General features: G+C 47.8%; 13 protein-coding genes and 1 pseudogene. 8 read left to right on the forward strand and 6 right to left on the reverse strand.

The window, feature by feature from the left end; translation table 11 throughout:
• The 5 genes and pseudogenes from COV46_06680 to COV46_06700 all read right to left on the reverse strand — a co-directional run.
• Positions 1–110 (reverse strand): IS5/IS1182 family transposase (locus COV46_06680; protein PIR16829.1); only part of this gene is annotated, 110 nt, incomplete at its 3' end.
• Between the two features lie 74 nt (positions 111–184).
• Entirely contained in the window at positions 185–382 is a 198-nt protein-coding gene (locus tag COV46_06685; GenBank protein ID PIR16830.1) for a hypothetical protein, read from the reverse strand.
• Between the two features lie 38 nt (positions 383–420).
• Complete coding sequence (locus COV46_06690; protein PIR16831.1) at positions 421–651, reverse strand: hypothetical protein; 231 nt, start codon at positions 649–651, stop codon at positions 421–423.
• 218 nt (positions 652–869) lie between these two features.
• Positions 870–1,133: a hypothetical protein gene (locus COV46_06695; GenBank protein PIR16832.1), complete on the reverse strand. Its 264-nt coding sequence runs from the start codon at positions 1,131–1,133 to the stop codon at positions 870–872.
• Between the two features lie 71 nt (positions 1,134–1,204).
• Positions 1,205–2,271, reverse strand: a pseudogene (locus tag COV46_06700) (IS3 family transposase).
• 455 nt (positions 2,272–2,726) lie between these two features.
• Here COV46_06700 and COV46_06705 point away from each other — a divergent pair.
• From COV46_06705 to COV46_06720, 4 genes are all read left to right on the forward strand, one after another.
• On the forward strand, positions 2,727–3,479 hold the full coding sequence (locus COV46_06705; GenBank protein PIR16833.1) for a hypothetical protein: 753 nt from the start codon (positions 2,727–2,729) through the stop codon (positions 3,477–3,479).
• 314 nt (positions 3,480–3,793) lie between these two features.
• On the forward strand, positions 3,794–4,588 hold the full coding sequence (locus COV46_06710) for a hypothetical protein (protein ID PIR16834.1): 795 nt from the start codon (positions 3,794–3,796) through the stop codon (positions 4,586–4,588).
• A gap of 77 nt (positions 4,589–4,665) precedes the next feature.
• Complete coding sequence (locus COV46_06715; protein PIR16835.1) at positions 4,666–6,378, forward strand: hypothetical protein; 1,713 nt, start codon at positions 4,666–4,668, stop codon at positions 6,376–6,378.
• Between the two features lie 22 nt (positions 6,379–6,400).
• Positions 6,401–7,711, forward strand: coding sequence for a hypothetical protein (locus tag COV46_06720; GenBank protein PIR16836.1), 1,311 nt, complete (start codon positions 6,401–6,403; stop codon positions 7,709–7,711).
• A 442-nt stretch (positions 7,712–8,153) separates the two neighbouring features.
• Here the strand turns inward: COV46_06720 and COV46_06725 are convergent, their stop codons facing one another.
• A complete protein-coding gene (locus tag COV46_06725) occupies positions 8,154–8,333 on the reverse strand; it encodes a hypothetical protein (protein PIR16837.1) in 180 nt (59 codons plus the stop codon).
• Positions 8,334–8,627: 294 nt separating this feature from the next.
• Between COV46_06725 and COV46_06730 the strand changes: the two genes are divergently transcribed.
• The 4 genes from COV46_06730 to COV46_06745 all read left to right on the forward strand — a co-directional run bounded on the left by COV46_06730 (position 8,628) and on the right by COV46_06745 (position 12,840).
• Complete coding sequence (locus COV46_06730; protein ID PIR16838.1) at positions 8,628–9,974, forward strand: hypothetical protein; 1,347 nt, start codon at positions 8,628–8,630, stop codon at positions 9,972–9,974.
• 5 nt (positions 9,975–9,979) lie between these two features.
• The gene (locus tag COV46_06735) at positions 9,980–11,332 is read left to right on the forward strand and encodes a hypothetical protein (protein PIR16839.1); all 1,353 of its coding nucleotides are present in this window, start codon (positions 9,980–9,982) and stop codon (positions 11,330–11,332) included.
• A 93-nt stretch (positions 11,333–11,425) separates the two neighbouring features.
• Complete coding sequence (locus COV46_06740) at positions 11,426–12,130, forward strand: hypothetical protein (protein PIR16840.1); 705 nt, start codon at positions 11,426–11,428, stop codon at positions 12,128–12,130.
• Between the two features lie 239 nt (positions 12,131–12,369).
• Positions 12,370–12,840: a hypothetical protein gene (locus COV46_06745; protein ID PIR16841.1), complete on the forward strand. Its 471-nt coding sequence runs from the start codon at positions 12,370–12,372 to the stop codon at positions 12,838–12,840.
• Positions 12,841–12,922: the final 82 nt, after the last annotated feature.

Here is a 12,922-nt window from a genome sequence, read left to right on the forward strand (position 1 = left end):
TTAAGTCTGGCAAAAAGATTTTCCGCCAAATGACGCAGTTTATATAGATACGAATCGAATTCTGGATTTGGTTTCCTGCTATTGGATTTGCGAGGAATAATCGGAATCATTTTTGCCTCCCTGGCCCGTTCCCGAATTGACTCCGCATCATAGCCCTTGTCCGCTATTAAATTTTCTGCAGTACCTATTTTTTATATGAGCTTATCAGCAACTTTGGAGTCGTGCACTTCACCCCCAGTGATTTCAAAATCGATCGGATTTCCATGCGCATCGGCGGCCATGTGAATCTTTGTAGTAGCTCCTCCTCGGGATATGCCAATGGCGCGTTCTTCGCCAATCCTGGCTCCGCTTGCATGCTGGTGAGCGCGGACATGACTTCCATCGGCGAATACCCGTTCCGTATCAATTTCGCCCCGCAGCTTAAAAAAATTTCTCCCATAGCCCTTTTTTGGCCCAACGATTAAACCGATTATAAGCCGTCTTCCATGGACATAACTCTGCGGGTATATCCCTCCAAGGTGCGCCAGTTCGTAATTTCCATAAGATCGCTTCCATTACATCACGATCATTCCTCCACCGGTGACAACCTTTTGCTCGCATTGCGTTCTTTAGTTGCTCCCAAATTGAATCACTTATTACTCGTCTAAGCATTTGTGATATCCCCCCATATAAAGAAATATCACAAATTAACAAAATCCCGAAGTTCTCAACTAATTACTGCCAAATGAGGACACACCCTAATAATAAAAAGGAATCGTAAATGAACCCATCAGGTAATCATCGCATTTGACCCGGCCACTAAATATCGACTTTCAGGTGGCCGGTGACATTGAAATGACTGCTCTTTGAAAGAAGGTATGAATAAGCATCTACAAGCCGCGGTGTTTGCCTTGTTTTGTCAGAATTGGTGTAGCCTCGTACAATAAACCTTTGAAGTAGCTCGGCCATCTGCTCCGGACTGCCTCGATCTGTAGTATGAAACCATTGTTCGTACAGATGCTCAAAGTTGATTGTGTCAGGACTGTAGTTGAATTCATAGGCTCCAGCCTCAATCTTTGTTGCTTCAATATCTGAAAACCGCCAGAGAAAATTGGTTGCAGAACGGATGTCACAGTTTTCAAAGCGTTGACCATACCCCTTTTTACTTACCAGTCATAACCTCACAAATCAGTGGTTGTTGACAAGCGTTATTTTTATACTTCAGCGCAAATTCGTAAGGCGTATCGTAGTTGAGAGAACTATGTGGCCTGTTCTTGTTATAGTCCTCTTTCCAGATTGCCGCTTTATTCCTTGCGTCGTTCACATCATAAAACAGATGCTGGTTCAAAAACTCATCCCGAAGTCTTCCGTTAAACGACTCTCTGAAAGCGTTCTGAACTGGCTTGCCTGGATCTATAAAATCCAGCTTTATCCCGTTCCTGTAGGCCCATTCATGCAACGCCTTGCCGGTAAACTCCGGCCCGTTATCGCAAACGATCATTTCGGGCTTTCCATGTAGCTCGATCGCCAAGTCAAGAAACTCTGTGACCGCCTCTCCACCGATGGACCTGCCAGCCTCGACTCCCAGAGCTTCACGGGTAAAGTCGTCGCCGAGCGTAAAGAACTTCAGCCTTCGGTTGTCGTTCGTCTGGTCAAATAAAAAATCCATGGACCATCTCTCGTTCGGTCTGCTCGCAGGCGGCGTTACGATCCGTAAATGACTGACTCTCTTCTTTCGCTTCTTCATCCTGAGACTCAAATTAAGCTCCCTATATACCCGTTCTGTCCGTTTATGATTTACGACCAATCCTTCTCTCTTCAAAACTGCATGCAATATCGGCTGACCCCACCTAGGCCGTTCCGCTGCCAGCTCTTTCATCCGTTCTTTTAAGGCATTATCCTTGTCAGGAAATAGCCTACAGTAGCGGTATGTCTCCCTATGCAACTCAACTATCTTGCAGGCCCGCCGCTCACTTGTCTCATATGCTTTTACATACCTTGCGGCTTCTCTTCGCTCAACGGGCCTTACCAGTTTTTTGACAGAACGTCCTTTAGTGCCGTGTTATCAAGCGTCAGATCGGCTACTATCCGCTTTAACTTCCGGTTCTCTTCTTCCAAAGCCCGTAATCGCTTGGCATCGGTTACTTCCATTCCACGAAACTTCTTTCTCCACTGATAGAACGTCCACATGCTGACGCCTTTCTCGCGGCAAATGTCCTCCGCCTTCTTACCGGCTTCCGCTTCCTTTAGCGCTCCGATGATTTGCTCCTCAGTGTGCCTCGTCCTATTCATGGTATCTCCTTTCGGCCCTTTCAGGGCCTATTATACCACTCCTTTTGAGGTCTCAACTGGTAAAGTTATTGGGGGGATGGTCGCTAATGGGTGACCCCATTTACCGTAGGATTCCAACTTGGATTTTAATCGTGGGAAAATATTTCTACAGTAGATTATTTGGCGCAACTGTGATTACGGATAAACCAAGTTCGAACTTTACGATAGCAGGAACCCAGGAAGCAAGACCCTGCATCGCAAGATGCGGGGTTTTGTTTTCTGGGGTTGTTGATGAAGATTCGAATCTTCAGCCAAAGGCAGACCGGGTTCGACTGTGCCGCCGCACCGAAGTTGGCGCGGCATTTTTTAATGATGCGATGTTTCTGTTCCATCTAAAAAAACCGTGCAATTGTTCACTGACGCATTTGGCCTTGTGGTAGACGGATGATTTTGTTAAACGGTTTTTAATCATCGTTATGCCTAAGGACCGACAAATAGATATTCCGGCGTTCGGAAAGGTGCATTGCATCAGCAGGATGGAGACCCTATTTATCGCAAAAGAAGTGCTTCAAGAAAGGGAATATCTGAAGCACGGCATCAAGCTTCGCCGTGGCGACACTGTCTTCGATATTGGGGCAAATATAGGCATATTCACTCTTCTGGCGCACCGCGAATGCGGAGAGAAAGCAAAGATATTCTCTTTCGAACCGATCCCCGCCATCTTTAAGGTCCTTTCCAAGAACGCCAATCGCTACTGTAAAAGCGGTGTAAAACTCTTCAATATGGGAATGACATCCAAGGACGGCCCCAAAAGGGCGGCGTTCGAGTTCTTTACGGAACTGCCAGGGAATTCAAGAAGATGTTCCTATTCAAGTGAAAATAAAAGACGGAGAGGCGGCTTTGGTCCTTTTTTGGATAGGTCGGTAAAGGTCAAATGTGATATGACGACCGTTTCAAATGTCATTAAAGAACACAGCATAGCAAAGATAGACCTTTTGAAGATAGACGTCGAAGGGGCCGAAATGGAAGTGCTACGTGGCATAGACAATGGCCACTGGCCTCTGATACGCCAGATATCTATGGAGCTCCACGGCCCGCGGAGAGCGGTTGGAGCTATAGCGAAACGTTTGAGGTTAAAGGGCTTCTTGATATCGGTCGAAAGAGCGGAACTTCTTAGAAAGATCGGGATCGATAATCATATGCTATATGCAAAGCGGGTCCGCGATTAGGAACGAGATCATCTTGGATGTAAAATAAGAATATGAAACAGGTGCCATAAGCTACGCCCCTCCATGATAACTTTGTTAGTTCCGGTCCTTATCAAATCGTATCTGTTTTACAAGTTTATTATCAGACGACGTTTTTTCCGCTTGACTGGGCCTTTTAATTGTCTTAGGCGCATAATATGCAAGTTTGTTGATTTTGTCATTCCCGCGAAAGCGGGGGATCTAATTTAAGGGAGCTCTGAAAAAAAGCGGATTATGCTTATGCACCAGACTCTTAGAGAGATGTACAGGCAGACCAACCATTTTGGAGGCGGCCGTTGTCAGAGAACAATAGACTGATACCTAATAACCGGGACGTTCCGTTTTATTCGTTCCTTTATGGCGGGGCTTTTGAAGGTCTGGCGGCGGCAACTCGGGCGGCGGCAGTTGGGGGTGCGGCGGCGCAATCTGGCATCGAGATAGGTGCCGGCTCTTCTGCCCTTGGCCCTGTTGTAGCGTTCTCATTTTTGGGTATAGCGGTAGGTGTTACCATCTACGGCGTTGCCACCGCGGACAACCTAAACGTCCCCGCCGATATTCATAGAGATCTGCCCGTCATGGGCCATAGTAGCGCTTGGGAAAGTGATAACTACATGGGTAGCGATATCGGACCCAGCTTGGTCGATTTGGCAGTGCCTATAAATGCGGCGGCCTCGGCCCCAGCCGCCGCCTCTGCCACCGAAGCCGCATCAACAACACAAGGGGATGGTTATCTACGAAAGATCGAAGAGAGATGTTTCAAACTGTACCACCAATTTCCCTTTCAGCGAATGGGAATATGGAGAAATGCGGACACATCCGCTGTGCGGGCACAATATCAAAAAGTAATTAGTATAATACAAAACCGCTTCCCCGGACTGTTCGAACAGGTGTGCCAAGAAGGTTGGCATTTTGACCCAAGTTTACTGGACTCGAGGGCCTGCGAAGCTTTTACAAGGAGCGCTCTTTTTATTGGTGCAAGATTGGGAAGCCTTGCAAGTGGAGTAGATGGAAGCGGTCTGACATCATCGTGGGAAAGCTCCCTAAAGCGCTTCTTACAAGGGTTTTGTTGCATACGAGCTATCGCACCCTAAAGGGTGCTACTCCCTTTAGTGGATTAGTGGAGCGAATTGCATGAACATACAACGGAACTTGGCAAAAGGAGTTCATTATGCCGGTAGGATTTAGAGATAGAGAAGCAAGGAGATTGTCGCTTGAGCTTTTCGGTGGGGCGCGGGTGCCTGATGAAGCGGCCGCCGGGTTGCTTGGAAAGCTGGATGTGTCTGCTGAAGCAAGTGCGCGAGCGGTTTTAGATGCGTTTGGCGTTACTTCTGCCGCGGCCCTAGCAGGTGACAGGAGCGGTAGTTGGGTTGCCGGCGAATTGGCAGGGGGCGCAAAAGCGGGGCCGCTCGGTGACGGAAGGGCTTATGTTGCTCGGATGGTGGATCTAGCAAGGTTGCCTTCGGGAAGCAAATTGAACCCGGCATCCCCTGAATTTGACCGTGGTCTGGCGGCGGCGGTATTGGGAATAGATGGCCTGCGTGAGCTTACGAGGGCAATTGACACCGCCATAGTAGCAGGCGCCGTGCGGTTTGCAGGTGCGGGCGATCCCGATAGCCTGTCCGATCCCAGCCGGGAGGGAGGCGTGTCTGTCGCTTCTGGTGGCGACGAACTGCAAGATTTTGCAAGAGCGCTCGAAGGTGATTTTAGAGCATGGCAAGGTGAAGCTATAACATCAGGTGTTTCTGTGGCTGATCGTGTTCATAGAGGTGCTTATGACGCCGCCCAGGATGATTTTTTAAAAGGACTTAAGCTTTTGTTGGCGCCGCAGGTTGGCGATAGCGGTGGTGTATCAACGGTTGGATCTATATTGTTGGCAGGGTTGAAAAAATTGCATGAACTGGTAGATAATTTTGTTCGTGATGGCCAATTAATACCCGCGGTAGTTACAGCGACTTTTGTTGCGGATGGAGTAGGAATATATGCCGCCAGTTCTTCACGTGAACCAACTGGTATAAGAAAAGGATTGCTTGCAGGGAGCGGCTGGGTTTCGGATGTCCTTTCAGCGGCGGTAAGCTCTATAGGAAGAACGGTTATCCAGAATCCTACACCGGCAAGAGCAGGATGTTTTTTTGAACTAATGTCCGCGATATTGAAGCCACTTGTTGGATACCGGTTAGCTACGGGGAAAGCGCCTGAAGCAGAAGAAATTGATGCATATCGCGTAGCATTTGCTCCGCTTACCACCGCCACTTACGGAAAACTGAGAGATTTGGGTCTTTTGAGCGGCAACGGTAATGGTTCGGCAGACGCCACGGCCACATTTGGCGCCGCCGTCGGCCTGCTCGAAAACTTGGCGAAGTTGTCTGATGGGATTGTAAACGGTGAGATGAGAAGCGAGGCTTTAAGGGTCTTGATCTTATTGCTGGCAAGAATCAAGATAATGGCCAATTATACTAGGTCAGGATATCACGATGGAATTTTAACAGAAAATAGGTCACCGGAAAGCAAGCTGCTTCGGACTATGCTGGGGCTTATAGACGGTGTCAGGGCCGGAAGAGCCAACGCCGTTGAAGCCCTACTGGACACATTTCTCACGGGTGATAACCGTTCAATTTACAGGCTCCCTCCTGGAGGTACGGATAGCGAGCGATTAATTGCCACGGCCATTCTATTTGCGGCCGAAGCGGCGGCATATATCATGAGAAACAGAAGTGACGGATGGCACCAGCATGATACACAGACAATGTTAAATAGAGTTCGCGCCCTTCAAGGCGCATTAAGAGCGCAAGCGGCGGGTCAGTCGTCACCCGAAGCGGCCGCCGCGGTGGCAAAAGAAGTCAACGCAGTGATTGTGGCCCTTGAGAATTTGGGACAATATTAAAATCATAACAAAGGAGATCCATATGGCTACAGGAGATTATTTTGACGTAACTAGCCCTCTTGGGAGGGGCCCGGTGACGGAGGTATCTGGGGAGATGCCTGCCGATATACCTGCCGATATGTCCACGGACGAGCAGGTCTACTGTGGCGGCTTTCGGAATGGTGAAACCATTCTGGATATGTTCAAAGACCTTGTGTATGGTCAACACCTTAAGGCAAGGTCGGAATCAGTGCCCGTTGCTCTTCCAACCCAAGACGGCTCTAGCATAAAAATGCGTTCCAAGATCGCTTATTTTGAAATGGGCCCGACGGACCCAAACGGAGAGACGATCCTTTTTATCCACGGATTCCTTGGTTCGGCCTTTCAGTATGTTCCGGTGATGAAGGAATATGCCGAGAGACACCCCAAGGCGCATCTGATCGCTATCGATTTGCCGGGCCACGGCGGGTCAGACCTGATCCTGGGCGACAACTACTACAAGACGCCGGATATTATATCGGAATTCATAAGGCGGAAACACCTTTCAAATGTGGCGCTGGTTGGAAGCTCGCTTGGCGGCTGGGTTTCGCAGGGCGTTGCCTCTGAAAGTCCGGCGGTGAAAAGGGTCCTTTTGGTGTCGCCTCTAACGATCACGGGAGAAACCAGCTCGTTGCCGTTAACCGTTGAGCTGTCGCTGAGTTTATTTGCGAACCCCGATTCACTTGGTCTTTTTGAAAAAGCGTTCGTCGGTTTTGTGGGCGGAAGCGTCGGTTCCCCGGGTAGTGTGAGTTTTGAGGGGACGCTTGCGTTTTTGGGCTTTAAAAATGATCTTGGCGGTGCGTGCGGCACTCCTCTGCAAGACGCAGATATCGCTCTTTTGGCGTTGCCTTATGTCAAGTACGGGGCGTCTTATGGACGTCGCTGGGCCGATGCCGAAAGGTTAAACAAAGGGAGGGGAGGGTGGGCGGCTCAAATGAAAGCGCTTTTTGGAACGGGATTGCCTAATCCTCCGAAAAGGATACCGGCCGGCATTCCAGTTGTTGCCCTATATGGCGGAGAAGACGCGCTTGCAAAAAAATGGGGTTTTGTGGAGCACGTTGGCGGATTCTTCAAAGGCAAGATACCGCAGGTTCAACTTGTCCTGTTGCCACACGCAGGCCATGCGCCGGAACTTGGAAGACCCGATTGTATCGCGGACCTATTGGATAATACGGACCTATTCGATCCCTCCAAGAGAAGGGCAGGACACGGCTACACGATGACCGGGAATTGTCATTTGATCCCCACGAACATTAGGGCTTTTCTTCATGAAGGGCTCTTTGAGAATGCGGATCTAAAACTTATAGCCCATTAGACGTTATCGCTACTGTCCCAACGTTGACTGAGAGATAGTTTATATGGCTCTTCTCCCGATCGAGCGGGTCATTTGCGGGACAAGGCAAGTAGTTATCCACGCACGCGCACCGGCTCTCCCTTCGGGGGCCGGCGCGCCACGCCGGTTTTACAAATTGCCACGTCTCAGACGAATGCGAGGCCGGTGAACACTGCGTCCATATGAATCAGGGGAGCGACCAGTCAAATCTAAACCCAGCCTGCATCAAACCGGAAGAGGTGTCAATGAGCTGTGGGGGAGAATATTTTCTGAATACAACGTTACAATATAAAGGGGAAAAAATATGCAAGTAGCATTAACTGCAAACAGGGCGAAGTTTGCAAGGAATCAGAAGGCGACGGAGATGAAATTTTCATCTTCTCGACTCAGTTTTCATCCCGGCCAACTGTCGGAAAATATCGGATCAATGTACCGTTTTTCTGTCTTTTCCACCAACCGCATTCTTGATCTCTTCGGATTTTTCGAGGAGTTTGTTCGGGACATCCCACTCTTTTTCCTCGAGCCTGACGCCGGCCTCAACCAGCATATTGCCGAAATTTTCACTGTTGACAGTGTCGTTGAGTATTGCATGGCAAAGCCTCATCAGATGACGATTTAGTAGCATAACTCCCCCATTAATTATGCCTTAATTATGTATAACTTATATATAAGCTCTATATATAACTATATAAGTTGTCAAGTAAATTTATGTTAATTATTTCTTAATTGTAATAATTCAAACAATAAGATTAAAAATGTGTATAACCACCGGTCACGGAGCAAATATGACAAGAGTTGAAGATAAATTTTACGGCCAATTTTCAACTTATGGATCTGGGTAGGGTTTTGACCTATTTGCTCCGTGACCGGTGGTTTATGTTGAAAATAATTGTGTTTTTTGTTAAAAGACCGCCTCTATATGCAAAAAAGAACATATCTTATATGTCTGGTCCTGCTGACACTTCTTGCCCCTAGATTTGCCGTTCATGCATCGTCGTTAGGGATAGAAAAAAACGTTGTTGAATATAAACTTCCCAACGGAATGCAGTGGCTCCTCATGAGGCGCGCGGGTGCCCCGGTATTTGCCGGTGTCGTTCAGATAAGGGTCGGAAGTATCGAAGAAGAGGCAGGAAGGACCGGCCTTGCGCACATGTTCGAGCACATGGCGTTCAAGGGGACGGACAACATCAAGCCCGAAGAGATCTGGGACGCCTTTGTCACCAACGGCGCCTCTAACCTTAACGCTTATACTTCAAAGGACACGACCGCGTATCACGCAAAGATGCCTGCGAGCAAACTTCCTCTATGGATATATCTTAACTCCGAGATGATAAAACATCCCACCATGATGGATTTTGAAAAAGAGAGGGATGTGGTTCTAGAAGAGCTCGTCGGAAAGATCGAGAACAATCCTATTCGCAAAATGGACGCGGATCTCCTTAGGACGGCGTTCAAAGAGAGTCCTTACAAATGGCCCACCATAGGCATGAAGCTCGACGTTGCTAACCTTAAGGCAAAGGACCTGGAGACATTTAGAAAGAAATATTATGTTCCGGAGAGAATGACCGGGGCGATAGTGGGCGACATCGACATAGAAAGGACAAAGGGCCTCATTTTCGAATATTTCGGCGATATGCCAAGGGGGAAGAATCCTCCCGAAAAGTTCAGCGCTGAACCCGTTCAGACGGAGGAGAGAAAGGTTAGGGTCCATTTCGACGCCTCTCCAAGGCTTATGCTCGCTTTTCATAAGCCTACGCTTCCTTCCCCGGACGACGATGTCTTCGACGTGATATCATATATCCTTTGCTACGGAGAGAACTCACGCCTCAATAAGGAGCTCGTGTATGAGAAGAAGATGGTCCAGGGAGTTGCATGTGATTCTTCATATCCGGGCGCAAGGCTTGACGACCTCTTTGTTATCACCACCGAACCTGCGAAGGGCTTTTCATATGATGAGGTGACAAATGTGATCGTGGCCGAACTTGAGAGGCTGAAGACCGAACCTGTCACCGAGAGCGAACTTTCAAAGGCCCGTAACAATGCGGCGAAGGACTTTGTGTTTCAGATGAAGGGTAACGAGGGGATAGCCCAGACCCTCGCCTTCTTCCAAATGGTGGCCGGTGACTGGCGCTACGTTACGCGCCATCTGGATGTTATCAATAAAGTGACGGCCGAAGATATCATCAAAACAGCCAAGAAATATCTTAATAAAGAGAACATGACCATCGCCGAGCTGGTCAAGTGAACCTTATGAGAAGAATATTAATATCGATATTTTTATTGCTGCCTTTATCCCTACACGCGGGGAACAGGATCGCCGAGCTTTCAAAGGCGCCTGCCAGATCGTTCACCCCGAGCGCGATAAAGCCTGTAACCCTTTCCAACGGGATGAAGTGCTATCTCCTGGAAGATAAGGTCATTCCAACCATACAAGGGCTCCTTATCGTTAAAGGCGGCGGAGTTTACGCGGATATCAAAAGATCGGCCCTTGCCTCTGTAATGATGCAACTTATAAAAGAGGGCGGAACGATAGATAAAAGTCCCGAAAAGGTCCGCGAGTTCCTGGATGAGCATGCCATCGATATAACATTTTCCGCCACACAGGAATCGTTCGAAGGAGCATTTGCCGGGCTTTCAAAAGAGACCGACAATATACTTGGCATCTTCTTTGAGATGCTTTTTGACCCCGCCTTCGACAATGATATTTTGACGGTCGTTAAAAAACGGGTAGTAGACGGGCTTAAGCGCGAGATGGAGGTCTCGGGTCCCATAGCCCACCGTAATTTCAGGGAGCTTGTTTATGGAGCGGAAAGCCCGTGGGGCGTTATCCCTAAGCCTTCCGGCGTTAAAAAGGTATCTAAGAACGATGTGGGATCTTTTTATAACGAGTTCTTCTCGCCCGACAGGATGATACTTGCGGTGGCCGGTGATTTTAACAAGGCCGAGCTGATAAAAAAACTGGAGGCCTTCGCAAATAAATATCCCAAAAGGGAACTTCCGGCTTTGAGCATGCCGAAGGTCACTGCAACCGATTCTCCGAAGGAGAAGTTCATCTCTAAAAAGTTCACCCAGTCGGCGATAGATATCGGACATCTGGGCTCCACAAGGGATAACACGGACAAATACGCTCTTGTCCTGATGAACGACATCTTGGGAGGTTCCAGTTCCTTTTCGAACCGGTTGATGGACGCTGTAAGGGTAAAGGGTGGACTTGCCTATGAGGTCTGGTCGGCCTACACGTTCGGACCCGATGGCGCCCCCGGCATTTTTCAGATGCATGCAAAGACCAGGAACCAGACGACCGAAAAGGCTATCGAGACAATAATATCGGAGCTCCAGAAACTCCATGAAAATGGGGCCATAAAAGAGGAGCTGAAAAGGGTGAAGACCGGCATTCTTAACAACCTCGTCTTTGAATATGAGACGCCATTTAATATCGCAAGTTCGACCGCAAGGTTCGCATATTTCGGCTATCCTGAGAACTACATTGAAATATACAAGAAGGCGATAGAAAGAACGACGCTCGATGATGTCAACAAGGTGGCCAAAAAATATTTGCATCCCGACAAATTGAAGGTAGTTATAGTCGGACAAAAGAAATAGTCATGCAACATCTTAGATAGTTAGCAACTTTCTTGAAGATGTGACGATAATAATGTTAGAAGTTGCAAGGTCAAATAACAGGAGGAGAATATTATGGCATGTGTAAATGACAAGTGTGAGATCATTGGCGGAGCATTTATAATGGGTTCTGATATGGGTGATACCGATGAAAGACCGACAAAAGTTGTTACCGTTTCCGGTTTTTTGCTCGGCAAGCATGAGGTTACCATCGGTGACTATCGCAAATTTCTTGGGCAGACGGAGGGAGGTCAATTGACAGCAGTCCTTTCAGGTTGTGGCAAGGGACAAACACACAGAACGGTTGCTGGAAATCCAGGAGAATCTGCCGATGCATTGCGCAAACGAGCCGCGCATGTTTTTGTGGATTATCAGTGCAGTAGTTTAACAACAGAGGTTGTAACTGGAAATGAATTGCCCCCTTACACGGAGAATCAAAGGAGCGATGATTTTCCTGTAGTTGGTCTTACATATAATGAAAAAAGGGCATATTGTCAGGCGCAAGGCGGTGATCTGCCTACGGAGGCGCAGTTAGAACGCGCAATGAAAGGCGTTGACGGTGTTGCTCCATACGGCACGCCAATAGATAAGGCCATTATTTACGACAACGGTTACAGGACAACCCAGCCCGTATGCGGACCGAATGATGAAAGGACAAACTCCTTTGGTGTTTGTGATCTAGCGGGAAACGTATGGGAGAGCGCATTGGATGCATACGATCAAGACTTCTATAGCCGTATGCCGTCAGTTGATCCTTATAACCCGCACAGATACCAATAGTCAACAGGAAGTTTTTCGTGGTGGTTCCTGGCTCAACCTCGAGTGGTACTACCGTGCGGCCTCTCGCTACTACGGCCACCCTTCTTACTGCGGCTTCTACGTTGGTTTCCGTTGTGCGTGGCCCCAGGACTCCAAAAAGTAATGTAACCTTGTAACCTTTTTTCTTTTACACTTTTCCGCATGAATAACGAACCTCAAATCATAACCAAGGCATATGATTTTATTCTCTATCTTTAGGCATTCCTATTGGTAATTTGACTTCCCAGTTCTTTGCAAATATTTATCTTAGCGGGTTAGACCATTTTATCAAGGAGCGATTAAGATGTTGTTACTATGTCCGTTATATGGATGATTTGATGATTCTCCATGACAACAAGGATTTCCTCTGGCATGTGAAGACGGAAGTTCAACGCTACCTTGAACGACTGCGGCTTTTGCTTCACGAAAACAAGTGCCGAATTTTCAGGACAGGCAAGGGTATTCCGTTCCTGGGTTTGGTTGTTTCCAAAGACCGAAGGCGGCTAAAAGGAAGCAATGTTATTAAGTTTAAACAACGGCTGAAAAGATTTCAGATCGCATATGGAAATGGGGCGATGGAATGGAGCCACATTATACAATCGATCCGGTCATGGATTGGCCATGCAAAGCATGCGGATACAGTACGGCTAAGGGATATGATTATTCCTGAAGTGGTATTTATAGTATTTTAACCTTTGGTTAGTAATACCTTTGTTAAAAACTATAAGTATTTCTAACTTCTTATTCGCACTGGCATACGAATAAGAAGTTGAA

The organism is Deltaproteobacteria bacterium CG11_big_fil_rev_8_21_14_0_20_49_13, from assembly GCA_002796305.1.
In the GTDB taxonomy this organism is placed as follows: Bacteria; UBA10199; UBA10199.

What these genes read in the sequence shown, in the direction of transcription:
- COV46_06685 (PIR16830.1), bottom strand. Translation starts at nt 382, where the DNA reads ATGGAAGTCATGTCCGCGCTCACCAGCATGCAAGCGGAGCCAGGATTG.
- COV46_06690 (PIR16831.1), bottom strand. Translation starts at nt 651, where the DNA reads ATGCTTAGACGAGTAATAAGTGATTCAATTTGGGAGCAACTAAAGAAC.
- COV46_06695 (PIR16832.1), bottom strand. Translation starts at nt 1,133, where the DNA reads ATGGTCAACGCTTTGAAAACTGTGACATCCGTTCTGCAACCAATTTTC.
- COV46_06705 (PIR16833.1), top strand. Translation starts at nt 2,727, where the DNA reads ATGCCTAAGGACCGACAAATAGATATTCCGGCGTTCGGAAAGGTGCAT.
- COV46_06715 (PIR16835.1), top strand. Translation starts at nt 4,666, where the DNA reads ATGCCGGTAGGATTTAGAGATAGAGAAGCAAGGAGATTGTCGCTTGAG.
- COV46_06720 (PIR16836.1), top strand. Translation starts at nt 6,401, where the DNA reads ATGGCTACAGGAGATTATTTTGACGTAACTAGCCCTCTTGGGAGGGGC.
- COV46_06725 (PIR16837.1), bottom strand. Translation starts at nt 8,333, where the DNA reads ATGAGGCTTTGCCATGCAATACTCAACGACACTGTCAACAGTGAAAAT.
- COV46_06735 (PIR16839.1), top strand. Translation starts at nt 9,980, where the DNA reads ATGAGAAGAATATTAATATCGATATTTTTATTGCTGCCTTTATCCCTA.
- COV46_06740 (PIR16840.1), top strand. Translation starts at nt 11,426, where the DNA reads ATGGCATGTGTAAATGACAAGTGTGAGATCATTGGCGGAGCATTTATA.